We start from the raw sequence: 26,847 nt of genomic DNA, 5'->3' as shown, positions 1-26,847 counted from the left end.
TCCCCGGCCCATTCCCCCATCACCACGAAACGAGTCTGGCCCCGCCGCTCACGCGGCGGGGCCAGAACCCCAAGATCTTCATGAGCCTTCTAGGCAGCGCCCGATCCGCGAGGGGCCCTTGTCCCGCCGGGTCGGCCAGGCGGGACAAGGGCCCCTGTGCCGTACATCCCCGATCCGACAGGGGTTGGGGGATTACTTGATGTGGACGAGGCCGTCGGTGGTGATGGTCGGGCGGCCGCTGGTGCCCACCACGACGATCTTGACCGTGTGCTTGGCACTGCTGGACCAGGTCTTCGTCCAGATCGCCTGCCGGTAGAGGGTGGTGGAGGACTTCAGGTCGACCGTGCTGACCTTGACGCCGTCGACGTAGACGTACGCCTGGCCGGAGCTGGAGGCGCGGGAGACCACCCAGGAGGCGGAGCGTCCGGTGAAGGTCCAGGTGAGGCTCGCGCCCTTGGAGCCGCTGGAGTACGACTTGCCGCCCAGGTAGCTGGTGGAGGAACGGGTCGTCCAGCTGCCGGACTTCACCGCCGAGGTCTCCTGCAGGATCACCGGGGTGTAGGAGGGGGAGGAGGTGCGGTAGTTGCCGGCGTAGTCGTAGGCCCGCATCGACCAGGTGGCCGCGGTGCCGGACGCGGCCGTACGGCTTGAGCTGGTGGCGGTCGGGCCGAAGGTGGCCGTGGTCGGCGACAGCAGCTTCACGCTCTGCAGCGCCGCGTTGTCGGTGGCCTTCCAGCCGAGGGTGACCGGGACGGCGCTGGTGTTGACCGTGCCGGTGCGCAGCGAGAGGGTCGGCGTGGTGGTGAAGGTCGGCGCGGTCGTCTCCGCCACCACGTTCACCGCGGCGCTCGTGGTGGTCCTGCCGGACTGGTGGACGGCGCGCACGGCGACGGTGTGGTTGCCGAGGGCCAGGGTGGTGCCGGCGGAGGTGGCGGTGCCGACGACGGACGTCACGGCCTTGCCGTCGACCAGCAGCTCGAACTTCGAGATGAGCGAACCGGGCGTGGTGGTCGTCCAGTTCAGGGTGACGGTGCCCTTGGTGTAGTACGTCGAGCCGGACAGGCCCGCGCCGCCGACCGAGGTGACCTTCAGGCCCTGCACCGGGCCTGCCGCCCAGGCGCGGATGGTGGGAAGCTGGGCGTACAGCGAGTTGCCCGGGCACTGGGTGTTGTACCCGTCGCGGTGGGCGGAGATCCGCTGGAACGTGTATGCGGTGCCGGCGGTGAAACTGGTGCCGAAGTAGTTCTGCTGGCTTGCCCCGGCCTTGAGTTGCACCGGGCCGGCCGGGTCGGCGCCGTATTGGCCGAGCTTCCAGGCGGCCACGCGGGCGATGGAGGCCAGGGCGGCGTCGGAGGCGCTGGTGGAGGTGTACTCGCCGAGCACCGCGATGCCGGTGGACTCCCGGTTCCAGCCGTAGGTGTGGGCGCCGAGCACGGGCAGGTCGACGCCGCCCTTGCGGCCCTCGAAGATGGTGCCGCACTTGTCGACGAGGAAGTTGTAGCCGATGTCGTTCCAGCCGTTGACCTGCGTGTGGTACGCGTAGATGCCGCGCACGATCGAGGCCGAGTCGGCGCAGGAGTAGTCGTTGGCTCCGTCGGTGTGGTGGACGAAGACGGCCTTGACGTCGGCGTTGTACTCCGACGGGTCGGGGCTGAGCGATTCGTCGGCGCCCCAGTCGGCGCGCGAGGTGATCGGCGGCTCGGGCACGGTGGACGGCGGCGCGGACGGTGTGGTGACCGACTGGCTCGGGGACGCGCTCGTCGAATCCGAGGGGGACACGGAGGTGGACGCCGAGCCGGTGGGCGTGGCCGTGGTCGTGGTGTCGGTGGCGGCCGGGGACGTCGTATCGGTCGGCGCGGGGGACGTGCCGGTCTGGCCGTCCGTCGGTGTCACGGTCGTACCGTCGGTGGGTGCCGTGGAATCGGTGGGCGTGGCCGCTGGGCTGCTCGCCTCGGCGACGAACGCCGCCGGCTCGGTCGCCTTGGTCTCGGCGTCGGTCACCACGCCGGGGTCGACCAGGTTGACCTGGAGTCCCTTGGGCAGCGCACCCGTGGTGCCGTCCTTGTGGACCACCTGGGCCTGGACGCCGTCGGAGGGACCGACCCACAGAGGCTCGGACGCGCCGCGCATTCCGGCCTTGGGGTCCTCCGGCGGGTCGATGTTCACTTCAAGGTCGTGCCAGGCGCTCCACGCACCACTGTCCAGGCTGCGGGTGCGCACCTGCGCCGTGCCGTCGAGCGGCTTGACGGCCCCCGTCCAGGAGACGCCCACCAGGGAGAACTGCTGTGTCTGCGTGCCCGGCAGCTCCTGCTTGCCGCCCGTGGTCCCCTTGAGCGCGAGGTCGTAGACCTTCACGGGCCGCTTGGCCCGGCCCGCCGCAGATCCGCCGGAGGGGCTGGCGACCGCGTACGTCACCACGCCGCCACCTCCCAGGACCACGGCACCGAGCGTCAGCCACGCCCGTCGTTTCAGGCTCAGCGGTCTGTACGCATGCGACGTACGACGACTCACGACGTATCCACCCCATCAGAAGGCCGGGAAAAGCCGCAGAGAAAAGTCACGTGAGGCACACCCATCACAGGAGTGGCCCCCACCTACAGCGCAGCCCAACCGACGAACATCACGGGAAACACAGGCCGCAGTGGCGTAGATCACTGGGATGGTAATGCACAGACTTCATGCCGGACTTTTCATCCACGCGGTGAGCCGGGTCCACCAGCCGCCCTTCGAGCGGCCGGGTGAACCGTCCATGCGTCGCGGAACGTGCTCCGCCGACCCGCACATGCACCGCTGAGGTGTTGGCACGCCGGCGAGCACTTGCTCCACGTGCCTCCCGCAGCCCTCATAGGTCGCCTTCCGGCATGACTGGCAGACAGCACGTCGGCACATGATTCCCCTTCATTTACGCCCCCATTAACGACCCAGTAATATCAACAGTTTCGTCACAACCGAATTCACATTTTCGCCACAAGCAACCCCCATACATGCACCATCTCCACGAACAACTGACTCGATATCGCGTGGCACGCCCCACTCAGCAATGTCAAGCGGTCACGGCGAAAATCCTCCTGAGGTTGCTCGGGACACCAAAACAATGGTTCCATCTCGCCCGGTCGAGAAAGGAAGGCACTGCTCCGCATCGTGACAGGCCATCACCGCGCCTTTTGAGATCGTCGACCCGGGCGCGGCGAGGGCAAGAGACCGAGAACGGCAACCGCCCTCACGGAACGGGCGGTGTGCGCCGGTCAGAAGGGAGCAACGTGAGTTGCTCGCACGCCGCAGGATGCCCCCTCTTCCCCTTGCTCAGGGCCAGCTTGCAAGGTTGGCGCGACTACTACTGCGACAGCGAGGATCAGTGGCTCGGCTGTGCGCGCTACCAGGTGTCACTGACCGGCGAGCGCGTGCCGATCAGCCTGCTGCCCAACGGTGCCCGCGCGCGACACCTTGAAGACGCGGCCACCGGCCAGGACCGGTCCGGTGCCGCCGGCCCAGAGCAGGGACCCCAGCAGGCCCCTCCGCCACAACACGATCCCTGGCCGCCTGAGAACGCGTCCCGGTCGCAGCCGCCACCGGCTCGGCCACCGGCGCCGTCAGAACCTGTGACCGGGGTACCGGAGACCATGGCTCAGTTCGGGGCGGCATCTCCGACGATACCGGTGTCGCATTACCGACCGTCACCGTCCCCACCGTTTCCCCAGCCTCCAGATCGCCCATCCCGACACGCGGGGCAGGGGCCCAGCTCGAAGCGCGGCTGGTGGGCTCGATTCACCGAATGGATGGGAGGTCCCGCATGAGTGGCTACTGGCCCTGGTGGGCCGGCGCTGCCGGGCTCGCTCTGATCACCATCAACCACGCCCTCACCACGGACCGGTCTTTCGGGGTGTCGTCCGCGTGGGATCGCGTGTTGCACTGGCGCAGGGAGCGCCGACTGGAGCGGATGGACGAGGAGTTCACCGACGAGCGTGCGCTGGCCGACGCTCTCGCCGCAGCTACGGCGGAGCACTTCGGCACCAGCCCCGCCGCGCCCACCGTACCGCCGGTTCCGCACGGGACTTCACAGCTGCTCGAAGCGGACGCCGAACCGACGGCGAGTGAGGACACCGCGGTCACGAGCCCGGGCCCCGCCCCGCTGGTCACCCAGGCTGCCCTGCTGGTGTCGATCTTCTTCGGCGGACTGATCGCCGCCGTCACCTCCGGGCGGTTCCACCTCCGCTTCGACATGGGACCGGGATTCCGGCAGGTGGTCACCGCAAACCCGACCACCATGACCGTCCTGCTGTTCGTCGGAGGCGTGTTGGTCGGCTTCGGCACTCGGCTGGCCGATGGGTGCAGCTCCGGCCACGGACTCAACGGCTGCGGCCGTCTACGCCCCGTCAGCCTCGTTGCGACCGCCGTGTTCTTCGGCACCGCCGTCGCGGTGTCGTTCCTGCTGTGGAAGGTGATCTGATGCGTACTCGGGGCGCGATTCTGCTGGCCAACATCATCACCGGCCTCACTCTCGGCTACACCGTCTCCGACATCGGCTTCGGCGACTACACCGAGCTGAACCGCATGTTCACCTTCCAGGACCTGCGCATGCTCCTCTCCTTCGCCGGTGCCGTCGTGATCATCGTGTGTGCATTCGCTCTGCTGCGGGTCCGCCGCACCCCGGGGCGCATCCACGCCGGCGTGATCCCTGGCGCAGTGCTGTTCGGCACGGGCTGGGCGATCTCCGGGGGATGCCCGGCGATCCCGATCGTCCAGGTCGCCGGCGGATACCTGCCCGCCCTGGTCACCATCGCCGGCGTCACCGTCGGTATCCGGCTGTGCCGCTGGGCCAACGCCCGCTACTTCCACCTCGACCGCGGCTCCTGCGGCCTGTAACCACCGCGGCCTTCGTCGCCACGACGCTCCAGGCCCTCGCCACACCATCCCGCCTGCTGATCCTCACCACCCCGCGGCAGCGCCCGTACCCCGTTGCGGACTGCGCGGCCGACTTCGTCTCGCGTGTCACCGCCCGCAACCGGCTGCCGCTGGACTACTCCGAGCGCAGCCTGCGCATCGTCGACTTCCTGATCGACGGGTTGCGGAAGGGAGGCGCGTACCGAGAGGAAGCGCACGACGCCCCCTTGGAACCCCCTCGGCAAAGTTCTCAACCGCTTCGAGGTGGGCGGTCCCGAAGGGTCCCTGCAGCTGTTCTACTTGAAGCGGCACGGGCGGGCCCGGCGAGCCACCGTCTGATGGCCGGCTCCGAGACCGTCGAGGTCGCCGACGGCGAAGGGTGGGACTCCGGGCGCGCAGCCGTGCTCGGGCCGATCGACGCCGCGGTGGCGGCCGCACGGGACGCCGCAGGGCTGCCGTACGCGGTGATGCTGCGACACCAGGGCAGCCCCGGGGTGGTCGTCGCGCATGTGGCCTGGGAGCGGCACTACCTCGGGTCTCGATCGTCGACGACCCGGCCACCGATCGGCCGGGACGCGGACGGCGAGGTCGCCTGCTTCGTGGCGGACACGCTGGTCCTGCGCGAGGCAACCCTGACCCGACCTGCTCGCTCCGCGGGGCGCTGGTCTGCCGTAACCCCGTATATGCTCCTGCAACGGCGCCCATTGGACCGACGCCCGTTCGCAGGAGTTGGCCGGCTGCCCTCTCCGCAACCGGGCAAGAGGGCAAAGCCGCAGGTCAGAGATCTTCACGCTAGGCAAGCGCCGTCGCTTCCCAAGCTGGGAGCGCGAGTTCGGGTCGGCTGCCGGTCGACTTCTGCTTGTGGTGCGCGCCCTCGCTGAGCGGAGGCTCGGCGGGATGCGTATGTGTCAGTGCACCACTGTTCGCCGGGGCGCTTGTGAAGTCGCGTTCGCAAAACGGCTGGGAGGCGCTGCCGGCGGCAGGGATCTCCGCGCAGTGCATCGGCCGCCCCAGCGGTACGGTGTGCGGCATTCGATCGCTCGTGCTGCGATCGCTGACCAACAAGGGGGTCCCATGAAACACCGCCGCCCGCGCCACCGTCGCAGAGTGATCGCCAGAGCGGTCGGTACGGCAGGTGCGCTGGCCGTCGCCCTGGGTGCGGGGATGACGCCGGCGATGGCCGCCGGGAAGACGACCAACAAGCCTGCGGCCACCGGGTTCTCGCCCGACCAGCCCGACCAGCACACGCCCTGGGCGCCCGAGAACGACGAGGCGCCGCTGCACCACAAGCCCGTACACCCTGAGGCCCTCACGTCCGGCCGCACGGATGTGTCCGGTCTCCAGCTCAACATGCCCGCGCCGACCGGGCCGTACAGCGTGGGCATGGTCGGCCTGCACCTCGTCGACAAGTCCCGTACGGATCCGTACGTGCCCGGCAGCACCCCTCGCGAGTTGATGGTGTCGCTCTGGTATCCGGCCACCGCCACGTCCGGGCACTATCAGGCGCCGTGGATGCCGTCGATCTCCGGCGCCCACTTCCTCGCCTCACGCGGACTGTCGCCGCAGCAGGTGACCCTGCCGAGGACCGCGGGCCATGTCCTCGCCCCGGTGAACACCAAGCTCGGCAAGCTGCCCGTCCTGCTGTACTCGACCGGGTTGCACTCGGACCGCGCGATGGGCACCGCGCTCGCCCAGGACCTCGCCAGCCGCGGCTACCTCGTCGTCACCGTCGACCACACCCACGACGCCAACGAGGTGCAGTTCCCCGGCAACCGGCTCGAGGTCAACACGATGCCGGCGGGCGCCCACTCCTCCGACACGCTCAAGGTGCGCGCGGCCGACATCCGCTTCGTCATCAACCAGCTCAACACGATCAGCAAGGGCGGCAACCCGGACCCCGGCCACCCCACGCTCCCCACCGGGCTGACGCAGTCCGTGGACATGTCCCGCATCGGCATGTTCGGCTGGTCGCTGGGCGGCGGCGCGGTCGACACCTCCATGCAGCTCGACTCTCGCATCAAGGCCGGCGCCGACCTGGACGGCCAGTTCTTCGGGACGGCGCCGAGCAAGGACCTGGACCGCCCCTTCATGCTGTTCAGCTCCGGAACCCACAACCGCAACAACGACGGCTCGTGGCGCACGCTGTGGTCGCATCTCAAGGGATACCGGGTCGACATCCAGCTCCATGGCGCGGCGCACCTGTCGTTCAGCGACAACGAGTGGATGGTGCCGCAGGAGGCGGGCCTGCTCGGACTCTCCCAGGCTCAGCTCCAGCAGCAGTTCGGCACGATCGATCCGGACCGCGCGGTCGCTGTCCAGCGGGCCTACCTCGCGGCCTTCTTCGACCAGGAGCTGCGCCACCAGCACAGCACCCTGCTCGACGGACCCAACAAGAGCTACCCGGAGATCTCCTTCGTCCGCTGAACAGAGGGCTGACCAGGCGTCCGAAGGGCGGGTCCTTTTCGCGGGTCCGCCCTTCGGCGTTTCGGCTCCGACGGCATCCATGCAGCCCGAGTGCCGCAGGCCGTGTGGGGCGAGAAGCGGCAGACCGCCGCGGACGCCGCGCTGTCGGTGCGCACCACGACCGACGTCGAGGCGAGCACGGTACTCCGTTCGGCCGGCATGCCGTGGCCGCTGTTGAGGATCTCCATGGCCTTCACGGCTCCGCACGGCACCGACGTCGCGGCATCCAGGCGGGCGTCCGCAGTAGCCGGCCGGGGAGTTCGTCGCGCTGCACGTCGCAGTCGCGGATGCCTCGGTGCCGACGCGGGCGGAGGAACTCATGCTCACCACGGAACGAGCGCCGCGGCAGAACTGAAGAGACAGGGCACCTCGCAGACCCTGGCTAGGTCCGGCGGGCGTGTCGTCCGGTCGGCTTCCTCGTTCCGTTCGGCCACAGCCGAGGAGTCCGGTTCGCCGCGGCGTCCTCGATCGCGCCGAACACGAGGGTCGTGACGGCGATCAGGGGCCATACCAGGACGAACATCCACAGCGTGTACGTCCTGTCGAGCGCCGCCGTCGCGCTGTCGCTCTGCAGGAACGGCAGGTGGTACGCCTGGTCGATGATCGGCACCGTGGCCACGATCAGCAGGTTGTGCCACAGGTAGACCGTGACGGCGCGGTTGTTCGACAGCGTCACCAGCTTGTCCCAGCGCGCCAGCCGGCCCGGCAGCGCCTGCCACGACGGGGAGTACCGGAGCAGGATCGCCACGAACCCGAACGACCACGTCGCCTGGGCCAGGGGGATGTCGTTCAGATCCCATCCGTCGGGGCCCGGATGACCCGACGCCCACCACAGACCGAACGCCATCACCGGGACCGCGCAGGACACCAGCGCATACCGCGGGATCCGCTTGAGCATTCCCTCGTGGTGGGCGAAGCCCAGCACCCAACAGCCGCCGTACACCACGAAGTCGGTCACCGCGTCACCCGTCGCACCGGGGATGGTGACCAGGCCCGTGCCGACGGCGGCCGTCAGTGCCGGCAGTGCCAACAGCGTCACCCATGGGACGCGGCGGAAGGCCCACAGCAGCAGCGGGGACGCGACGACGAACCACAGATACGCGCGCAGGTACCACAGCGGACCCACCGCCTGCGCCGCCCAGGTGTCCTCCAGCAGACCGGAGTTGGCGCCGAGGTGCTCGGGGTACGGCGGGGTGCCGATCGGAACGACGTAATCGATGAGTTCGAGCAGGCCCCAGCTGCCGCCGTGGTCCGGGTCCTTCACCGGGTTCCAGCCGGCCGCGCACATCAGTGCCAGCACCACCGCGCCGAACACCCACAGCGGAGGCAGCAGGCGGCGCAGCCGGCTCCTGATCACGTCCCGTGCCGGACGGTTCAGCGAGCGCGCCGTCAGCGAGCCCGCCAGCGCGAACATCACACCCATGGACGGGAACAGGATCGTCAGCCAGGCCCAGCCGAAGACGTGGTAGACCACCACCCGGACCAGGGCGATCGAGCGGAGCAGGTCCAGGTAGCGGTCACGGGCCGGCCTCGACGCGGCCGGAGCGGGGGCCGGCGTGGGCGCCGGGATCGCCGGCGGGGCGGGCCGGGGTGGGCTCAGGGACAAGGTCGTCTCCGCCGCGTACTCGTGTGTCGTCATCCGACGGGCCTCCGATCACTCCTGCTCCGCGCGCCTGCTGCCGCGGGACCGTGCCCGGGACCTGCACCACGCCCGTGCGCCGCAGCTTCTGCCAGCGCAGGCGGCCTCCGGTGAGTGCGGTGATCCAGGACTGAAGCAGGACCACATACATCAGTTGCCGATAGAGGATCTGCTGGAGCGGGAAGGAGACGAGGTGCGTCATCCTCTCCCGGTCGAGCCGGAACGCGTACGCCGCACAGGCCCCCTGGAGCGCCAGGACGCCCAGCCAGGCAACCAGCGTCTTCTGCGTGGGCCCGAAGACCACGCCGTACAGCAGGAACACGTCGATCAGCGGTCCCAGCAGCGGGGCCACGACCATGAACAGGGAGACGAGCGGCAGACCGACGCGCCCGAACCGGCCCGACGGGCCCTTGTCGACGACGGCACGACGGTGCTTCCAGATCGCCTGCATCGTGCCGTAGGACCAGCGGTAGCGCTGCGACCACAACTGCCGCACGGACTGGGGGGCTTCGGTCCAGGCGCGAGCGTTCTCCGCGTACACCACCCGCCAGCCGTGCCGGTGCAGGGCCATCGTGATGTCGGTGTCCTCGGCAAGCGTGTCGTCGCTCATGCCGCCGACGCCTTCCAGTGCCGACCGGCGGAAGGCCCCGACCGCGCCCGGGATCGTGGGCATGCAGCCCAGGACGTCGTACATCCTGCGGTCCAGATTGAAGCCCACCACATACTCGATGTGCTGCCAGGCACCGATCAGGGAGTCCTTGTTGCCGACCTTGACGTTGCCGGCGACCGCGCCGACCTGGGGGTTCGCGAAGGGCTGCACCAGCTCGCGCACGGTGGACGGTTCGAACACCGTGTCGCCGTCCATCATCACCACCAGGTCGTGACGGGCGAGTGCGAGGCCCCTGTTCAGCGCGGCGGACTTGCCCGCGTTGGGCTGGCGCACGACGCGCACGTCCGGCAGGCGCAGGTCCTCCACGATGCGGGCCGTGCCGTCGCCGGACCCGTCGTCGACGACGACCACCTCGATCGGGTACTCGCTCGCCATCAGGGAACGGACCGTCTTCTCGATGCATGCGGCCTCGTTGTACGCGGGCACCAGCACCGACACCCGTTCGGTGACCGGGACCGGACCCCAGCGAAAGGCCTTGCGGCGTACGCGGCGGGCGTGCACGCCCGACAGCAGGAGCAGCAGACCGATGCGGGCGAGGACCAGCACGCCGGTGACCGCCAGTGCGACCACCAGGCCGTCGGTGATGCTGTCCGAGACCCGGACCAGGAAGATCCACGCCTTGCCCTGCCACAGGTTCAGGCCGGTCACCGGGGTGTTCGCGCTGGGCGCGTGGAGCGCCTCGCTGAGGTTCTGGAACCGGTAGCCCGCGGCCTGCAGCCGGGGCAGGAACTCGTCCAGCGCCTCGACGGTCTGGCGGCGGTCGCCACCGGCGTCGTGCATGAGGACGATCGCGCCCCTGCCGCCCTCGGGGGTGGCCCGGCGGACGATCTCGCCGACGCCCGGCTTCCGCCAGTCCTCGCTGTCGGTGTCGTTGACGACGGTGATGTAGCCGCGGGTACCGATGTACTTCGTCACCGGCCAGGACGCGTTGTCCATGGCGTCGGCGAAGGAGCAGTACGGCGGCCGGAACAGGGACGAGCGGATGCCGGCCGCCCCGGTGAGCGCGAGCTGGCTCTGGGACAGCTCCCAGTCGATGCGCCGTCTGGACTGGTAGGCGAGGTCGGGGTGGTCGAAGGTGTGCAGGCCGACCTCGTGGCCCTCGGCCACCATGCGGCGGACGAGGCCCGGGTGCTGCGAGGTCATGGTGCCGGTGACGAAGAAGACCGCGTGCGCGTGGTACTTCTTCAGCACGTCCAGCACCTTGGGGGTCCAGGTGGGGTCCGGGCCGTCGTCGAAGGTGAGGACGAGACGGTGGTCGGGCACGCGCAGGCTGGTCGTTCGCCCGTTGCGGGTGTCGATGACCGGGCCGCCCTCGAGAACGCTCTCCGGCACCTTGTCGGTGGGGGCCTCGGAACGGACGCGGTAGTCGGCGAGGATCTCGCTGTGCACATACCCGCGCAGCATCAGCATCGCCATCATGGCGAGGAGGACCAGCAGGGGCAGTAGGAAGCGCATGCGCAGCCGGGCGCGCCGGACGCTCGCGGTGGTCTTCCGCGTGTTGTTCCGCGTGTTCTTCGTCGCGGGGGTGTGGAGGACGGGGCTGGATGCCATCAGCGGACGTTCTCCGGAGACGAAAGGCGGGTGGAGCCGGCGCCGACGCGTACAGGACGGACGGGTCCGCCGGCCATGGAGCCGTCGTACACCGTGGACGGGCTTGGGCCGGGTGTGACATCGCCGCCGGACGTGGTGGGGTCCGGCGAGGAGTCTGCCGTAGTGGACGGGCCGGGGTCGGGGGCATCGGTGGTGCGGCCGGAGGTGGGCTCGGCGGAACTCGCCGACGGTTTCGGGACGGTGGATGCCCCCGGCGTGACCGGGCTGCCCGAGGACCCGGGCAGGGCGGTCGCGCCCGCCGACGGGGTGGTACGGCGACGGGCCTGGGCGCGGGGTACGAAAGCACCGCTCGCGGAGCGGACCCGCTCGGCCGAGTCGCTCCGCGAACGGGACGGCTCGGCCGAGCGGGAAGGCCGCGGCGAGGTGTCGACCCGGACGGCCGACGTGCCGGCCTTCCGGTCGGGCACCGACAGCCAGGGCGCACCGGAGTTGCCCGACAGGAGGGTGGCGAGGGTGACGAGGGGATAGGCCGCGCAGGCGAGACCGACGGCGATGCCGAGGCGGCGGAAGCGGCGGCTGCGACGCCCGGACGCGTCGACGAAGACGGGTCCGTCGCAGTCGTGCGCGGCGCCGGAGGTTCCCTCGGCGGGCTGGAGCAGCCGGTCGTCCGCGCCGGCCCCCCACACCCGCCTCACCACGCCACCGGCCGTGGTGAGGCGGGCGGGCGGGCCGCACCGCTTCGGGGGCGGTACGGTGCGGCCCCTGTGCCCGAGGCGGGCACAGTACCGGAGAGCACCCGGCTCAACCGGGCAAGAGGCACCAGGTGCTCTCCGGAGTCGAACGGGGATGCCGGACTCACGCGTCGCCGCCATCCTCGACACCCACCGGGCCGGGGGTGCAACTGGCGATCCCGGACGCCGGATCGGCAGCGAACCCGACGACCCCGCCCAGCGGATCGGGGGCAGAGCCGGCAATACCAACCGCCGGATCGAGCACGCAACCAGCCGTCCCGGACGCCGGATCGGGAGCAAACCCAGCGACCCCGGACGCCGGATCGGGAACAGCGAACCCGACAACCCCACCCAGCGAATCGGGGGCAGAGCCGGCAAAACCGACCGCCGGATCGAGCACGCAACCAGCCGTCCCGGACGCCGGATCGGGAGCAAACCCAGCGACCCCGGACGCCGGATCGGGAACAGCGAACCCGACAACCCCGCCCAGCGAATCGGGGGCAGAGCCGGCAAAACCGACCGCCGGATCGAGGGCGCAACCAGCCGTCCCGGACGCCGGATCGGGAGCAAACCCAGCGACCCCAGACGCCGAATCAGCACCGAACCCGACAAACCCGCCCAGCGAATCGGGGGCAGAGCCGGCAAAACCGGCCGCCGGATCGAGGGCGCAACCAGCGGTCATGGCCACCGAATCGGGAGCGAACGCGACCCTGGTCGCCAAATCGGGAGCGAATCCAGCGATTCTCGCCGCCAGATCGGGAGCGCGCCCAGGGATCCTGGCCGCCGGATCGGGAGCGCGCCCAGGGATCCTGGCCGCCGAATCGGGAGCGAACGCGACCCTCGCCGCCGAGTCGGGAGCGGAACCAGCGATCCCGCCCGCTGGATCGGGCCCGCAGCCGGCAATCCCGGACGCCGGATCCGGGCCACAGCCAACAACGACGCCCGCCGCCGCATCCGGCCCGCAACCGACAACCCCCGCCGCCACATCCGGCCCGCAACCGACAACCCCCGCCGCCGGATCGGGGCCGCGGCGATCGGTCCCGGCGGTCAGTGGACCCGCCTCGTGGATCAGGTACGTCAGGGCCGAGGGCTCGTCGTCGCCGTCCCTTCGCAGGAGAGGGACGTGGTCCTTGGGCCGGAAGCGGTGGTGGTGCCAGGTGACGCCGTTGCGGTCGGTCAGCGGCCGCGCCAGGTCGTAGACGCGGCCCCACAGGAAGTACGGTTCACGGGCCGCGTCCCATGCCTCGCTGAGCAAGCGCGGTACGTCGTGCGCGACCAGATGCACCGGCACCCCGTCCAACTCGCCGAAGGCCAGTTGCGCATAGCCGGCCTGCCGCGTGTCGGCGTCCACCGGTGCGCCGATGACGGCGAGCCAGAAGTACCAGTCGGCCAGGGACACCGCCTTGACGCAGACCACCACCCGGTCGCGGTCCCACTCGATGGCCATGACCTCCGGCCTGTGGCCGTGGAACCGCATCCCCAGCGCGGCCCAGACGTCCTTGGCCTGGGCGCACTTCGCCTGCCACGCGACGGCTTCGGCCTCCAGCGAGTTCACCGGCTCGGCGTCCGGTTGCCCGGCGAGGGCCGGCGCCTGCCGCAGGATCACCGTGTCACGCCCCCGCGCCCGCTGCGGCTCCCGCTCCTCCTCGGACCTCCCGGAACACAGCCGCGACACGGTGTCGGTGTCCAGCGCCAGTGCGAGCCTGACCGCGACCTCCGCCTCGAAGTTCGCGAAGCACTCGCGGATGACCGTGGCGGCCGCTCGGATGCTCCCCTCCTGCGTCACGCTCCCACCGCCCAGGTCTCCCGGACGAGCTCGGTCAGGTTGCGCATGGCCCGATGCTGGAGCGACCTGACCGCGTTGGGCTGCCGGCCCATCACCCGGGCCGCCTCGGCGACGGACAGCTCCTCCAGGAACCTGAGCCGGAGGCAGGTGCGCTGGTGCGGGTTGAGCAAGGGCAGCGCGTCGCCGACCACCTTCCGCGCCTCCGCCGCCAGGACGCTGAGGAGCACGGTGTCCTCGGTGTTGCCGTCCCACTCGCCCCACTCCCCGAACTCGCCGGTGGGCACCTCGCGCCGCGCCCGGCTGGAGGTGTAGTGGTCGGCGATCAGGTTCCGGGCGATCGTCAGCAGCCAGGCGTCGATGTTCTTTCCCTGCCAGGTGAAGGTCTCGATACGGCGCAGCGCCCGCACGAACACCTCCTGGGTGAGGTCTTCCGCGAGGTCCCGGTTGTTCACCCGGCGGACGATGCCGGCGTAGACCGTGTCACGGTGCTGGCGGTACAAGGCCGCGAACGCCTTCCGGTCGCCGCTTCTCGCTCGGCTGATGAGCTCGGGCTCCAGCCCTCTCAGCGGACCGGTCTCGGCCCAGGGATGAGTCACTTGACTGTCTCCGTTTCGGCTCGGGCATCGGCGAGGAACGGGGTACGACCGGCCCTGCCGACACCCGGGAGACCACCGTTCCCGGTCCCCTCCCCTGGGCTGCCCGCCACCGCCCACCCGACGGGACAGGAACGATTCCTCGCTCACGGCCCCTCCCTGGTGATGGCCTCGACGGGGATCTGCAGCGCTGCGGCGATCCGCCTCAGGGTCTCGGGGGTCGTACCCCGGCATCCTTCTTCGATGCGCATGATGGTGCTGGGATGCCTATCTGTGAGGCTTGCAAGGCTCCTCAACGAGTGCCCGCGCGCCTCACGGAAGGCGCGAATCGTGGCTCCGTTAGGTGTCACGGGGAGGACACTAGCGAGGAAGAAACCTCACCGCAAGGAGTGAATGCAACCGAAAGGGGCAGGAATACATCACCGTGATGCGTTGACCAGGCTCGTCGACCGCACGGAGGTGTCACATAACGTGTCATCGATGAGATGAACGTGTCACTGGTGAGGCTGAATCCGCCAGGCAACGCCTTACCGGTTCACAAGCAGACTCGTTACTGGTCAACAGCTTGAAAGTATCTGTAGGTGTTGCCATACGGTGAGGCATCATGACGACTGTGACCACCACTCCCCGAGACTGGAAGCGCCTCGCAGCGGCCATCCGTGATGCACGCAAGGCGCGCGGCTGGAGACAGGAAGACCTCGCGGAAGCGGCGGGCATCGGCTACTCCACGGTGCAGCGCGCCGAGTCCAGCGACGGCTACAAGACCATGCCGCTCACCATCGACAAGCTCGAACGGGCTCTCGGCTGGGCACCCGGAAGCGCCAGGACGGTCCTGGAGGGCGGTGCCCCGACCCTGGTGACGGATTCGGCCATATCCGGCCCGGTCGCCGAGGCTCCGGCATCCGCCTCCGGGGACGCAGCCGGGTTCGTCTCGCGGCTCCCGGCCCGCATCCAGCACGAACTCGCCGACGGGGAGCTCGTGGACACCGACGTCATCGAGTTGAAGCGCAAGGGCATGCGTCTGATCGTCTTCGCGACGCGCGACCCCGAGCAGGCCCCGGAGGACAGGGCCGAGAAGGCCGAGGACATCCGGGAATGGACGCGTGTGCAACGCCGGCTGCGCGGGCTCGCGGGCGACGGTGACTCTCTCGATAAATAGACATCTGAGGATTTTCCCTCAATCACCACACACGCGCCGTATCTGCGTGGTTCCATTCCGTCTACCTCTGGCGGGGTATGACCGCAACGGGTATCTGGGATGGGGTGTCCGCATGGAGACCAGGCAATGGCGTGTGGAGCGAGTCCGGGGCATCCCGCACGGTGCGAAGGTGGTCATCGACGCCCCGGAGGGCGAGGTCGGCATCGTCTGGGTCAACGAGGAGGAGTTCACCGGTGAGGCGCCGGGCTTAGTCGCGGAGCCCCTGACCAAGCCCAGATCGTCCGGGACGTGACCCGCCGCTCAGTCCGCGTGCGGTCGGGCCAGACCGTGATCGTAGGCGAAGATCACCGCCTGGATGCGGTCGCGGGCGCCGATCTTGGACAGGACACGGCCGACATGCGTCTTCACCGTGGACTCCGACAGGACGAAACGCGTGGCGATCTCGCCGTTGGTCCAGCCCTTGCCGATGGCGACGAGGATCTCGCGTTCACGGTCGGTGAGGGCACTCAGGCGCGGATCCTCGGCGGAGCCGTCGCCCCCGGACGGCACGAGCCGGGCGAACTCGTGCAGGAGACGGCGGGTGAGCGCGGGGGCGATCACCGCGTCTCCCACGGCTACGGCACGGATGCCGGCGAGGAGTTCCTCGGGCCGGGCGTCCTTGAGGAGGAAGCCGCTGGCTCCGGCGCGCAGGGCCGCGTAGACGTACTCGTCGAGGTCGAAGGTGGTCAGGACGAGGACGCGGGAGCGGTCGCCGGCGGCGACGATACGGCGCGTGGCCTCGATGCCGTCCATGCCGGGCATACGGACGTCCATCAGGACGACGTCCGGACGGAGTTCGGCGGTCTTGCGCACGGCCTCGGCGCCGTGTGCCGCCTCCCCGACCACCTCCGTCTCGGGCACGGAGTCCAGCAGCATGCGAAAGCCGTACCGCTGCAGCGGCTGGTCGTCCACGACGAGCACCGTGGTCACCGGGCACCGCCCTGGGGAGCGAGGTCGAGGGCGGCGCGCACCGTCCATCCCGGGCCCGCGGGACCCGCGCTGACGTGTCCGCCGTAGAGAGCCGCTCGTTCTCGCATGCCCACCAGGCCGTGTCCTTCCTCGTTCGCCGTGCGGGGCCGGCCGCCGGCCGGTGTGGCCGGCCCGGAGTCCTGGACGGTGATGGTCAGCCGCGCGTCCTCCACGACGATCGCCAGGTTCGCACGCGTCCCCGCGCCGGCGTGTTTGAGGGTGTTGGTCAGGGCCTCCTGCACTATCCGGTAGACCGTGAGCTGCACCCCGCTGTCCAGGGCGTCGACGTCACCGGCCGTACGGTAGACGACGTCCAGGCCGGCGGCGCGGACGCCCTCGCACAGCGCGTCGATGTCCGTGAGACCGGGCTGCGGGCTCAGTTCGGGCTCGCCCCGCGGGCCGTCCGCCTCACGGAGTACGCCGAGCACCCGCCGCAGTTCGCTCAGGGCCTGGCGACCGGTGTCGCCGATGAGGTGCAGGGCCTCCTTGCCCCGCTCCGGGGCGGCGGCGGTGGCGTAGGCACCCGCGTCGGCGAGGGTGATGATCACGGACAGGTTGTGGCCGACGATGTCGTGCATCTCACGGGCCACCCGGGTCCGCTCGGCCGCGACGGCGAGCCTGCCCCGCTGGTCGCGTTCCGTCTCCAGCCGGGCCGCGCGATCCCGCAGCCCCGCGAGCTGAGCCCGCCGGATGCGGATCATCAGGCCGAGCGCGAGGGCCGCGGTCGCCGTGCTGAGCAGGAAGAAGAGCGCGTCCCAGACCGACACCGCCGCCGAGACCCGCGCCGCCACCAGGCCCAGCGCACCCGCCATGACCGCACAGGCCCACGGCAGCTGCCGTAGCCGCCCGTGCAGGGCCAGGCTGTACAGGGCGACGAAGAGGGCGACGTCCGCCCGGAGCGCGGCGCCGAGGGACCACTGGACGACGAACACGGCCGCGACGGCACCGAAGGCCGCCGCGGGCGCGCGCCGCCGCCACAGCAGCGGCAGCACCAGCCCGGCCTGCAGGGCCAGCATGCCGAGCGTGGGCAGCTGGGTGAACACGAGGCGGAAGCGGCGCGGGCCGTCGCCGTCCCCATGGGCTTCGTGCAGCAGGTCCGGCAGGCAGAGCATCAGGAAGGCCAGCACCACCACCGCGGTGTCCAGCACCCACGGACGGGCCCGGTCGGCGTGCCGGAGCCGCTGGCCCACCCGGCCGAGCCGGGCGACCAGCGGCCCCATCCCGCTGAGCTCATCGGTGGTCACGACATCCACCCGTCCATGATGCGGGTGCGTCATGCATACGTCGCTCAGACGTCGCTGCGCAGCAGCCGGTACGCCGCCCCCGCCAGCGCCAGCGCCGTCCAGCCGAGGAAGACCAGGAGCCCGGCGGAGGGCGACAGGGTGGTGGAGTCGTGGGTCAGCGCGAAGATCGACTCGCCCGCGTGGCTCGGCAGGTAGGGGTCGATGTCGCCCTGCCACGAGGTGGGCAGCAGGGAGACCAGTCCGGGCACCAGCATGAGGGCCGCGACCAGGACCGAGATGCCGCCGGCGACGGACCGCAGCAGCGCTCCGAGGGCGGCGCCGATCACACCGACCAGGCCGAGGTAGAGCCCGGCGCCCAGCAGGCTGCGTACGACGCCGGCGTGACCGAGGCCCATGGCAGCGGGCGTACCGGACACGATCCGACTGCCGACGAGGAAGGCGACGAACGCGCCGGCGGTCGCGACCACCAGGGCGACGAGTCCGTACACCGCCGCCTTGGACCACAGCACGGGCAGCCGGCGCGGTACGGCCGCGAGGGTCGAGCGGATCATGCCGGTGGAGTACTCGCCCGCCGTGACCAGCACGCCGAGCACGCCGAGGGCGAGCTGGGCGAAGTTCGTGCCGAACAGGGACAGGCTGACCGCCGTCGCGGTGGCGAAGTCGCGGTCCATGTGGCGGCCGGAGTCCAGATTGGACTTGTAGTGGCTCGCCGCGATGACGCCGAAGGCCACGAGGAACAGCAGGCCCAGGCCGAGGGTGATCCAGGTGGACCGCAGGGACCAGAGCTTGGCCCACTCCGAGGCCAGCACGCGCCGTCCGGTCACCCGGTAGGCGGGGCGGGCCGGAGCCTTGGGGGCGGCCTCGGGGGTCTCGGGGGTCGCCGTGAGGGTGCTCATGCCGCGCTCCCGGAGGTCTCGGTGCCGGTCGTGGAGCCGTGGTACTCCACGGCGTCCCTGGTCAGTTCCATGAATGCCTCCTCCAGCGACACCGCCTTCGTGGTCAGCTCGAACAGCGGGATGCCGTGCTCGGCCGCCTTCAGCCCGATCTCACGGGCGCTCATCCCGGTGACCTGCAGCTCCTCGGTGCCGACGCGGCCGGTGATCTCCACGCCCGGCCCGGCCAGCACGTCCCGCAGCCGTGCGGGATCCTGCGTGGCGACCTTCACGGTGTCGCCGCCCGCCTCGCGCACCAGGTCCCGTACGGTCGTGTCGGCCAGCAGCCGGCCCCGGCCGACGACGATCAGGTGGTCCGCCACCAGCGCGACCTCGCTCATCAGGTGCGAGGAGACGAACACCGTCCGTCCCTCGGCGGCGAGCGACGTCAGCAGATTGCGGATCCACAGCACGCCCTCGGGGTCCAGTCCGTTGACGGGCTCGTCCAGCATCACCGTCTGGGGATCGCCCAGCAGCGCGGCCGCGATGCCGAGCCGCTGACCCATGCCGAGGGAGAAGGCGCCGGCCCGCTTCTTGGCGACGCTGCCGAGACCGGCGAGCTCGACGACCTCGTCGACCCGGCGGCGCGGAATGCCGTGGGTCAGCGCGAGCGCCCGGAGGTGGTTGTAGGCCGAGCGGCCCGGGTGGATCGACTTCGCCTCCAGGAGCGCCCCGACCTCCTGCAGCGGCGCCTGGTGACGGGCGTAGCGGTGACCGTTCACCGTGACGGAGCCGCTCGTCGGTGCGTCGAGTCCGACGATCATGCGCATCGTCGTGGACTTGCCGGCACCGTTGGGGCCGAGGAAGCCGGTCACCGTACCCGGCTTCACGGTGAAGTCCAGACCATCTACGGCTGTCTTCTCCCCGTACCTCTTGGTGAGCTGCTGGGCCTCGATCATTCGCGTTCTCTCTTTCGGACTCGGGCGCCCGGCACGCCCGACGCCTCCTCCGCCACGCTAAGTCCGCCATCTCCCGGATCCGGTGGTACCGGGGACTGAACACTGCCGGGCCGGTGGTACCCGGGTACTACGGCGAACGGGATCCGCCCCGGAGCCCGAAAGGGCTGGACCCGGCCCGCCGCCAAGGCCGATCGTGAGCGGCATGGACGATCACCGCAGCGCGCCCGCCGGCCCAGCCGAGGCCGATGAGGTCCGCCGTTTCTGGGGCGGGCTCGGTCTTCCCGGGCTGGTCGACGTGCACACGCACTTCATGCCCGAGCGTGTCCTGCACAAGGTGTGGGACTACTTCGACACGAACGGACCCCTGATCGGCGGTCTCGAATGGCCGATCATCTACCGGCGGCAGGAGGCGGAACGCACCTCCCTGCTCCGGGAGTTCGGGGTCCGGGCCTTCACCGCGATGCTCTACCCGCACAAGCCCGGCATGGCCCGGTGGCTGAACGGATGGGCGGCCGACTTCGCCCGCCGCACCCCCGACTGTCTGCACACCGCGACCCTCCATCCCGAGCCGGGTGCCGAGACGTACGTCCGCGAGGCCGTCGAGGCGGGCGCGCGCGTGTTCAAGGCACATGTACAGGTAGGGGCCTACGACCCGGCCGACGAACTGCTCCAGCCGGCCTGGGGGCTGCTGGCGGAGGCGCGGATCCCCGTGGTGATCCACTGCGGCTCCGGGCCCGCGCCGGGCAAGCACACCGGTCCCGAGCCGATCGCGCGGCTGCTGGCCCGGCATCCGAGGCTTCGGCTGGTCGTCGCCCATCTGGGGATGCCCGAGTACGAGGAGTTCCTCGGCCTCGCCGAACGGTACGACCAGGTGCGGCTGGACACGACGATGGCGTTCACCGACTTCACCGAGGGATTCCTGCCGTTCCCCCGCCGCGCCCTGCCCCGGCTCGCCGCGCTCGGCGACCGCATCCTGCTCGGCTCCGACTTCCCCAACATCCCCTATCCCTACGTGCACCAACTCCACGCCCTGGAACGCCTGGACCTCGGCCGGGAGTGGCTCCGGGCGGTGTGCCACGACAACGCGGCGCGGCTGTTCGGGCTGTGAAGGAGGCGCTTGCCGACTTCGCGCGACATCACCTCGGACTGAGTCCCTGACCCGCGGGTTCGGGCGTTCGGGCTGTGTGAGCAGGACTCTGTTCCTGCGCTGGGTCATCCGTGGCCGCGAGTGCCGGGGGATCAGGTGAGTGCCGAGATCGTGCAGTTGACGGAGCAGGCGGGGCCGCATCTGACGACCGCGGACGACGATCCGGCCGTGAACCCCGAGGTCGGAGACCTCGGGGTTCGATCAAGCGGTCGGGTACGGGCGCCCGCTGCTCCTCGGGGATGCTGACGAGGTCGTGAACCGACCGGTCGGCCGGCGTGGTTCACGCGACTCGCGACCACGGCCCCTCGGTCTCGGACTTCGGGATCCAGAGCAGGGGCTGACTCGTGCGGCAGTAGTCGTCCACTCCGTCCTGCCACGGGAAGCGTCCGGACCTGTCGGGCCAGAACAACTGCGTGACCGGCAGCGGAGGGGCTTGGTAGAAGTCGATGCCGGCACCCAAGAAGTCCCGGTACCAACTGGGGTGAACGGGCCGGACAGCGACGTCGTAGCCCGTGAGGACGTCGTCTCTGCGCTGGTCCGGCCCCAGCGGAAGGCCACCGCGGATCCCGGCTCCGGCCGCGTTCACGACGCGCATTCCGACGTCCGTCCGCAGCCCGAAGACACAGACCTCGGGACTGCGCAGCGTGTGCCACAGCCCGATGGAGTAGGCCCAGTCGGCGGGTGCGCCGTCGCCGGCGCCGACGCCCATGACGTGCCAGCCGAAGTCGGTGACGTTCTTGGCCACCCGGCTGTCTCGTTCTTCCCAGGCCGGGCCGTCCGCGGGCGGTTCGCAGAGGAGGCAGGAGCAGGAGGAGTCGTCCACCAGAGGAGGGTAGATGAGCGCGGCATCGGGCCGTACCCGGGCCCGAGACCGCGCCACAGCGGCCGGCGACGACGGCTGGTCCGGACGCGTGCGGAAATCTGTCACGGCGAGGCCACATCTCCGCGCACGGCGGAGTTAGGGTTGTCGGACGAGGCAGATGGCGCTGGGTCTTCGGAGCGCGGGTGCCACGCCGCGTCCCCCGAAACGAAGGTGCCATGCCCGCCGAGAACGCCCCTGCCGCCGGCAACCTCGACGACGATGACTACCCGGCCTACACCATGGGGCGGGCCGCGGACGTTCTGGGCACCACCCCCGCCTTCCTCCGGGCCGTCGGCGAAGCCGGACTGATCACCCCCCTGCGTTCCGAAGGCGGCCACCGCCGTTACTCCCGCCGCCAGTTGCGCGTCGCCGCGCGCGCCCGTGAACTGGTCGACCAGGGCACCCCCATCGAGGCCGCGTGCCGCATCATCTCCCTGGAGGACCGGCTCGACGACGCCCTTCGGCTGAACCGGGAAATGCGCCGGAAGCTGGCCGAGCGCGACGCGGATACCTAGTCCCGCCACTACAGAATTACGGAGTGCGGCGGAACGAGAATCAGCGGACACACCAGAAAACGCATTCACGCTGCCACCCGGCTGTGTTAGCGTGATACCAGTTGCAGTTTTGGTTGCCAGAGATTTTTTCTTTGCAGAGCTTTCCGGATCTTTCCGGAGGGGTGATCATCGCGGCGACTCGGCTCCGCAGAGTGCGGAGTCCGGCACTGCCCCCCAAGGGAGATTCAATATGGCATCTGGCACCGTGAAGTGGTTCAACGCGGAAAAGGGCTTCGGCTTCATCGAGCAGGACGGCGGCGGCGCTGACGTGTTCGCCCACTACTCGAACATCGCCACCTCCGGCTTCCGCGAGCTTCAGGAAGGCCAGAAGGTGACCTTCGACGTCACGCAGGGCCAGAAGGGCCCGCAGGCCGAGAACATCGTTCCCGCCTGACGCTGACGCGAACCGTCGCGAGCCACTGGTTCGCGCATCATGTGGCTGGGGCCCGCGCTCTTGGGGTGCGGGCCCCAGCCCATTGGTTTTCCCGGTTTCCGGGTTCCCGGGTTTCCCGGACCGCCGGCTGTCCCGGCCGCAGCGCCACGAGGCCCGGCTCTTCTTTTTTCTTCGGCTCATTCTTGCGAATCCCGGTGCGGCCATCGCCGCCAGACGGAATTCCTCGATACGCCGCATCGAGGAAGGTTCCTCCATGAACCGCACCCGTCGCACCGGGGGCACTTCCGGTGGCTTCCGCGCGGACCGAAGGTCCACGCGTTCGGCAGGCACCACCCGCTCGACAGGCACCGCTTCCGGCGGCCGCTTCCGTACGCAGGGCGCGGGCCGCCAGGCTCCCCGCCCCGGCGGCGGACGAAAGAGCGGCCAGGGCGCACGCTCCACCGCGCGCCGACAGGAGTTCGCCCTGCCGGTCACCCTCACCGAACCGCTGCCGGCCGTCGAGACGTTCGGCGAACTGGACATGCCCGTACGGCTGCTGGCCGCGCTCGGCGCCGAGGGCGTGGCCGTGCCCTTCCCGATCCAGGCGGCCACCCTGCCCAACGCGCTGGCCGGCCGGGACGTCCTGGGCCGGGGCCGTACCGGCTCGGGCAAGACGCTCGCCTTCGGTCTGCCTCTGCTGGCCCGCCTCGACGGGCAGCGCGCCCAGCCCCGGCGGCCGCTCGCCCTCGTCCTCGTCCCCACCCGGGAACTGGCCCAGCAGGTCACCGACGCGCTCACCCCCTACGCCCGCGCCCTGCGGCTGCGGCTCGCCACCGTGGTGGGCGGCATGTCGATCGGCCGGCAGACGAGTGCCCTGCGCGACGGCGCCGAGGTCGTCGTCGCCACGCCCGGCCGGCTCAAGGACCTCATCGAGCGGGGAGCCTGCCGACTGGACCAGGTCGCCGTCACCGTCCTGGACGAGGCCGACCAGATGGCGGACATGGGCTTCATGCCGCAGGTGACCGCGCTGCTCGACCAAGTCCCGGCCCGTGGCCAGCGGTTGCTGTTCTCGGCGACCCTGGACCGCAACATCGACCTCCTGGTGCGCCGCTATCTCCACGACCCCGTCGTGCACTCGGTCGACCCGTCCGCGGGAGCCGTCACGACGATGGAGCACCATCTGCTGCACGTGCACGACGCCGACAAGCACTCCGCCGCGACGGAGATCGCCGCCCGCGACGGACGCGTGCTGATGTTCCTGGACACCAAGCACGCGGTGGACCGGCTCGCCAAGGACCTGCTGTCCGTCGGGGTGCGTGCCTCGGCCCTGCACGGCGGCAAGTCCCAGCAGCAGCGCAACCGGACGCTCGCCCAGTTCAAGGAAGGCCACGTCACGGTCCTGGTGGCCACCAACGTCGCCGCCCGCGGCATCCATGTCGAGGGCCTCGACCTCGTCGTGAACGTCGACCCTCCCAGCGACCACAAGGACTACCTGCACCGCGGCGGCCGTACCGCACGCGCCGGCGAGTCCGGCACCGTCGTCACCCTCGTGCTGCCGCACCAGCGGCGCGCGGTGGACCGTCTGATGACCGACGCCGGCATCACCCCGCACGCCGTCCGGATCCGCCCGGGCGAGGCCGAACTGCAGCGCATCACCGGCGCCCGGACCCCCTCCGGCGTGCCCGTCACCCTCAGCGCCCCGGTCGACGCGGGACGCCAGGGCGAGGGATCCGCCGCCCGCAGCCGCAGGGGCCGGGCCGCCGGCCGGGGCGGGAACGACCGGACCGCCGCCCGAGCCCGTCGCTTCGCCACGAGGAAGAACGCATAGCCCGGGCACGCGGATGCGCTCCCGGTCATCGCCGGGAGCCGTCGTCCGGCCCGCCCGGCCCGTCCGGCCCGACGAAGAGGAGAAGCGCCTGATGCCGATTCCACCCCGAACACGACAGGCCGACGGCGCCGAAGGCACCGGTCTGACCGCACGTGACGCCATGCATGGTCCCGGGCCCCAGGTGGACGACCACATGGCCGTGGACGTGGCGCTGTCCGTGCTCATCGGCGCCCGCGTCCCGCACCTGCTCCTCCGCGACGAGGACGGGCGGTGCGCGGGTCTGGTCACGCGGTCCCAGCTCGCCGCGCACCGCGGCGGCACGTGGTACCGCGACGGGACGCGGCTGCGGGACATCCCGCTCGACCGCGGACCGTTCACCTCGTCCATGGCCGTGCTCGGCGAGGCGCAAGCCGCCATGCGCGGCCGGAACCTGGACGTGTCCCCCGTCATCGACGAGCACGGCTACGCCCTGGGCGTCCTCGCCCTCACGCCCTGACCTTCGTCCAGCCGCCGTGGCGCGGTCGAGTCGACTCCCCCGGTGATTTCCCACCCCCCTGTGGAGGCATCCATGCGCTGTGTCATCGCCAGATTCCCGTTCGACCTGATCAAGAGTGAGGTCGAGCAGTCGATGAGCGGCATCACGCCGGAACCCGTCACCGGCGTGTCCGTGACCATCGGCCGCCACGTCTACCCCGTGATGCAGGTCGGGCAGGTGATCACCCGGCTGGACCGCCGCGACTTCACCACGATCGAGATGCGGCGGGCCCTGACCCGGCTCGGCTTCACCTGCCACGACGCGCGCCCGGCCACGCCGGCCCCGGACCCGCAAGCCGACGAGCGTGCGCTCGACTGGTGAAGCCCTCACCTGCCCGTCACCGGCTCCATGAAGCAGGCCCAGGTCGCAGACCTGGGCCTGCTTGAGTGAGTCAGGCCCCCACCGTGCCGTCCACGCCCTCGCGGAGGAAGTCCGCGTGGCCGTTGTGGCGGCCGTACTCCAGGATCATGTGGAGCATCACCATCCGCAGGGACACGTCCTCGCCCCAGCGCGGCTGGTACCCGGCGAGGTCCAGGGACTCGGCCTCGCGCTCGATACGACGCGAGTGCTCGACCTCGGCCTGCCACACCGCGAACGCCTCCTCGGCGCCGGCGCCCGTGGTGTCGTAGGCGGCCTGGAAGTCGAACTCCTTGTCCGACCAGAGCATCGGGGCGGCGTTGTCGTCGAACACCCGGCGGAACCAGGCGCGTTCGACCTCGGCCAGGTGCCGGACCAGGGCGAGCAGGGAGAGGGTCGACGGCGGGCTCGACCGCTCCTTGAGCTGTTCCTCCGTCAGACCCTCGCACTTCATCGCCAGGGTCGCCCGGTGGAAGTCCAGGAACGCCCGCAGCGTCTCGCGCTCCGTACCGAAAAGGGGCGGGCCTATGCGTTCGACGGTCACGCTGGGTTCCTCTCGTGGGTGCCGTGGGCGTCGAACGTATCGCGCCCCGCGGCCGCCGGAGCACGGCCGCGGGTCTACGAGCGGTGTTCGCCGAACTCGCCGCGGTGGTGCGGGCCGCAGCAGAAGCCGGGGCCGTGCCGGTGGGCATCCGCCGGCGGTGCGGTCGTGGTGGCCGGAAGTGCCGCGCACTGCGCTCGAATCGCGCTGTCGACCATGCGATCGCTGTCGGAGGCGGCGTTGGCCAGGCTGGCGCAGCACACGGTCAGCAACAGGGCGCCGGCCAGGAAGGGCGACGTCCGCCGGGCGGGCGGCGGCGCCAGCAGGGCCCGTACCCGCTGCGGCACTTCCCCGCCGGTGGCGGCAAGGGCGGGACGGGACGCGCCCGCGGAGGCGAGGGCGGCGCGGCCGACCGCGCGGGCCACCGCCGCCCGGTCGCCGACTCGGGCGGCGGCCTCCTCGTCGGCCCAGCGTTCCAGGACGAAGGCACCGGTGTGAGCCAAGGGACGCAGCAGGGGGTTCAGGGCGGACGTGAGCCGCCACAGGCTCAGGAAGAGGTGGTGTCTGCCGCGCAGATGGGCCCGCTCGTGCGCCAGCAGGGCCGCGCGCTCGTCATCGCCGAGACAGCACAACATGCCACGGGAGACCACGATCCGTGCCGGCACGCCGGGCAGGGCGAAGGCCAGCGGAGCGTCGTCGTCGAGCACGGCCAGCTCCGCGCTCCCGGGCAGCGCGGCGCACTCCCGCCGCACGCGGACGACCTGGCGGACCTGGCGGAAGGTGGCGACGCCCAGTGAGACGACGCTCGCGGCCAGGACGAGCGCGCTGACGGCCGCGACGACGAGGTAGACCGGGTCCTCGGCGCGCAGGGCGCTCGCGGACCAGTGGCCCTCGGCCGCGACCTGGGGAATCTGCGCGATGCCGGTGAAGGCGAGCAGCGTGAGTGAGCCGGTCCAGCCGACCGCCGTGACGAGCGCGGCGCAGGCCAGGGCCCAGGCGGCGGGGCGCGGGGTGAGCCGACGGGCGAGGCGCGGCGCGAGCAGCGTGAGCACGGCCGTGACGACGAACGGGACGTAGACGCTGATCAGCACCGG

24 protein-coding genes and 1 pseudogene are annotated in these 26,847 nt (G+C 70.8%); 11 read left to right on the top strand and 14 right to left on the bottom strand.

Annotated elements, in window-relative coordinates; genetic code table 11:
- Positions 1–192 precede the first annotated feature (192 nt).
- Positions 193–2,472 (bottom strand): peptidoglycan recognition protein family protein, encoded by a 2,280-nt coding sequence (locus ACWCQS_RS16565; RefSeq protein WP_451005084.1) that lies wholly within the window; start codon positions 2,470–2,472, stop codon positions 193–195.
- A 1,318-nt stretch (positions 2,473–3,790) separates the two neighbouring features.
- Here ACWCQS_RS16565 and ACWCQS_RS16560 point away from each other — a divergent pair.
- The 3 genes from ACWCQS_RS16560 (at position 3,791) to ACWCQS_RS16550 (ending at position 7,305) form a co-directional block, all read left to right on the top strand.
- On the top strand, positions 3,791–4,447 hold the full coding sequence (locus tag ACWCQS_RS16560; protein WP_451005069.1) for a YeeE/YedE family protein: 657 nt from the start codon (positions 3,791–3,793) through the stop codon (positions 4,445–4,447).
- Positions 4,447–4,863: a YeeE/YedE thiosulfate transporter family protein gene (locus ACWCQS_RS16555; protein ID WP_451005068.1), complete on the top strand. Its 417-nt coding sequence runs from the start codon at positions 4,447–4,449 to the stop codon at positions 4,861–4,863. Before ACWCQS_RS16560 ends, ACWCQS_RS16555 begins: the two co-directional genes overlap by 1 nt.
- A 1,125-nt stretch (positions 4,864–5,988) precedes the next feature.
- The gene (locus ACWCQS_RS16550; protein ID WP_451005067.1) at positions 5,989–7,305 is read left to right on the top strand and encodes an alpha/beta hydrolase family protein; all 1,317 of its coding nucleotides are present in this window, start codon (positions 5,989–5,991) and stop codon (positions 7,303–7,305) included.
- 421 nt (positions 7,306–7,726) lie between these two features.
- Here ACWCQS_RS16550 and ACWCQS_RS16545 read toward each other — a convergent pair whose 3' ends face one another.
- From ACWCQS_RS16545 to ACWCQS_RS16520, 6 genes and pseudogenes are all read right to left on the bottom strand, one after another.
- A complete protein-coding gene (locus ACWCQS_RS16545; RefSeq protein WP_451005066.1) occupies positions 7,727–8,983 on the bottom strand; it encodes an acyltransferase family protein in 1,257 nt (418 codons plus the stop codon).
- Positions 8,980–11,108, bottom strand: a pseudogene (locus ACWCQS_RS16540) (bifunctional polysaccharide deacetylase/glycosyltransferase family 2 protein). Before ACWCQS_RS16540 ends, ACWCQS_RS16545 begins: the two are co-directional and overlap by 4 nt.
- A 95-nt stretch (positions 11,109–11,203) precedes the next feature.
- A complete protein-coding gene (locus ACWCQS_RS16535; protein WP_451005065.1) occupies positions 11,204–11,902 on the bottom strand; it encodes a hypothetical protein in 699 nt (232 codons plus the stop codon).
- A gap of 157 nt (positions 11,903–12,059) precedes the next feature.
- Positions 12,060–13,721, bottom strand: coding sequence for a BN159_2729 family protein (locus tag ACWCQS_RS16530; RefSeq protein ID WP_451005064.1), 1,662 nt, complete (start codon positions 13,719–13,721; stop codon positions 12,060–12,062).
- The gene (locus tag ACWCQS_RS16525; RefSeq protein ID WP_451005063.1) at positions 13,718–14,317 is read right to left on the bottom strand and encodes a sigma-70 family RNA polymerase sigma factor; all 600 of its coding nucleotides are present in this window, start codon (positions 14,315–14,317) and stop codon (positions 13,718–13,720) included. The genes ACWCQS_RS16530 and ACWCQS_RS16525 overlap by 4 nt, the downstream gene beginning before the upstream one ends.
- A 143-nt stretch (positions 14,318–14,460) precedes the next feature.
- Positions 14,461–14,664 (bottom strand): helix-turn-helix domain-containing protein, encoded by a 204-nt coding sequence (locus tag ACWCQS_RS16520; protein WP_450981387.1) that lies wholly within the window; start codon positions 14,662–14,664, stop codon positions 14,461–14,463.
- 254 nt (positions 14,665–14,918) lie between these two features.
- Here ACWCQS_RS16520 and ACWCQS_RS16515 point away from each other — a divergent pair, with 254 nt between their 5' ends.
- Positions 14,919–15,473, top strand: a complete 555-nt coding sequence (locus ACWCQS_RS16515; protein ID WP_451005062.1) for a helix-turn-helix domain-containing protein — start codon at positions 14,919–14,921, stop codon at positions 15,471–15,473.
- A 112-nt stretch (positions 15,474–15,585) separates the two neighbouring features.
- On the top strand, positions 15,586–15,765 hold the full coding sequence (locus tag ACWCQS_RS16510) for a hypothetical protein (protein ID WP_451005061.1): 180 nt from the start codon (positions 15,586–15,588) through the stop codon (positions 15,763–15,765).
- 8 nt (positions 15,766–15,773) lie between these two features.
- Here ACWCQS_RS16510 and ACWCQS_RS16505 read toward each other — a convergent pair whose 3' ends face one another.
- Genes ACWCQS_RS16505 through ACWCQS_RS16490 form a run of 4 tightly spaced genes read right to left on the bottom strand, consistent with a single transcriptional unit; the run spans position 15,774 to position 19,556 of the window.
- Positions 15,774–16,442 carry a response regulator gene (locus ACWCQS_RS16505; protein ID WP_451005060.1) on the bottom strand — a complete coding sequence of 223 codons (669 nt, stop codon included), beginning with the start codon at positions 16,440–16,442 and terminating at the stop codon, positions 15,774–15,776.
- The gene (locus ACWCQS_RS16500) at positions 16,439–17,758 is read right to left on the bottom strand and encodes a sensor histidine kinase (RefSeq protein ID WP_451005059.1); all 1,320 of its coding nucleotides are present in this window, start codon (positions 17,756–17,758) and stop codon (positions 16,439–16,441) included. The genes ACWCQS_RS16505 and ACWCQS_RS16500 overlap by 4 nt, the downstream gene beginning before the upstream one ends.
- Positions 17,759–17,769: 11 nt before the next feature.
- Positions 17,770–18,621 carry an ABC transporter permease gene (locus ACWCQS_RS16495; RefSeq protein WP_451005058.1) on the bottom strand — a complete coding sequence of 284 codons (852 nt, stop codon included), beginning with the start codon at positions 18,619–18,621 and terminating at the stop codon, positions 17,770–17,772.
- Complete coding sequence (locus ACWCQS_RS16490; RefSeq protein ID WP_451005057.1) at positions 18,618–19,556, bottom strand: ATP-binding cassette domain-containing protein; 939 nt, start codon at positions 19,554–19,556, stop codon at positions 18,618–18,620. The genes ACWCQS_RS16495 and ACWCQS_RS16490 overlap by 4 nt, the downstream gene beginning before the upstream one ends.
- Positions 19,557–19,758: 202 nt before the next feature.
- On the opposite strand from ACWCQS_RS16490, the gene ACWCQS_RS16485 reads away from it, so the two are divergent.
- Positions 19,759–20,664, top strand: a complete 906-nt coding sequence (locus tag ACWCQS_RS16485; protein ID WP_451005056.1) for an amidohydrolase family protein — start codon at positions 19,759–19,761, stop codon at positions 20,662–20,664.
- Positions 20,665–20,983: 319 nt separating this feature from the next.
- Here the strand turns inward: ACWCQS_RS16485 and ACWCQS_RS16480 are convergent, their stop codons facing one another.
- On the bottom strand, positions 20,984–21,526 hold the full coding sequence (locus ACWCQS_RS16480) for a DUF4262 domain-containing protein (protein WP_451005055.1): 543 nt from the start codon (positions 21,524–21,526) through the stop codon (positions 20,984–20,986).
- Positions 21,527–21,741: 215 nt separating this feature from the next.
- On the opposite strand from ACWCQS_RS16480, the gene ACWCQS_RS16475 reads away from it, so the two are divergent.
- The 5 genes from ACWCQS_RS16475 to ACWCQS_RS16455 all read left to right on the top strand — a co-directional run bounded on the left by ACWCQS_RS16475 (position 21,742) and on the right by ACWCQS_RS16455 (position 25,176).
- Positions 21,742–22,080, top strand: a complete 339-nt coding sequence (locus ACWCQS_RS16475) for a MerR family transcriptional regulator (RefSeq protein ID WP_451005054.1) — start codon at positions 21,742–21,744, stop codon at positions 22,078–22,080.
- Between the two features lie 229 nt (positions 22,081–22,309).
- Complete coding sequence (locus ACWCQS_RS16470; RefSeq protein WP_007383480.1) at positions 22,310–22,513, top strand: cold-shock protein; 204 nt, start codon at positions 22,310–22,312, stop codon at positions 22,511–22,513.
- 253 nt (positions 22,514–22,766) lie between these two features.
- Positions 22,767–24,320: a DEAD/DEAH box helicase gene (locus ACWCQS_RS16465; protein WP_451005053.1), complete on the top strand. Its 1,554-nt coding sequence runs from the start codon at positions 22,767–22,769 to the stop codon at positions 24,318–24,320.
- 91 nt (positions 24,321–24,411) lie between these two features.
- Entirely contained in the window at positions 24,412–24,816 is a 405-nt protein-coding gene (locus tag ACWCQS_RS16460) for a CBS domain-containing protein (protein WP_450981397.1), read from the top strand.
- Between the two features lie 72 nt (positions 24,817–24,888).
- On the top strand, positions 24,889–25,176 hold the full coding sequence (locus ACWCQS_RS16455; protein ID WP_451005052.1) for an SCO5918 family protein: 288 nt from the start codon (positions 24,889–24,891) through the stop codon (positions 25,174–25,176).
- Positions 25,177–25,246: 70 nt separating this feature from the next.
- Here the strand turns inward: ACWCQS_RS16455 and ACWCQS_RS16450 are convergent, their stop codons facing one another.
- Entirely contained in the window at positions 25,247–25,756 is a 510-nt protein-coding gene (locus tag ACWCQS_RS16450; protein WP_451005051.1) for a DinB family protein, read from the bottom strand.
- 74 nt (positions 25,757–25,830) lie between these two features.
- Entirely contained in the window at positions 25,831–26,844 is a 1,014-nt protein-coding gene (locus ACWCQS_RS16445; protein WP_451005050.1) for a M56 family metallopeptidase, read from the bottom strand.
- Between the last annotated feature and the right edge of the window lie 3 nt (positions 26,845–26,847).

Source organism: Streptomyces sp. NPDC002076 (genome assembly GCF_053593835.1).
Note: the sequence above shows the minus strand (reverse complement) of the source record. Positions and strands in the feature narration are given on the sequence as shown.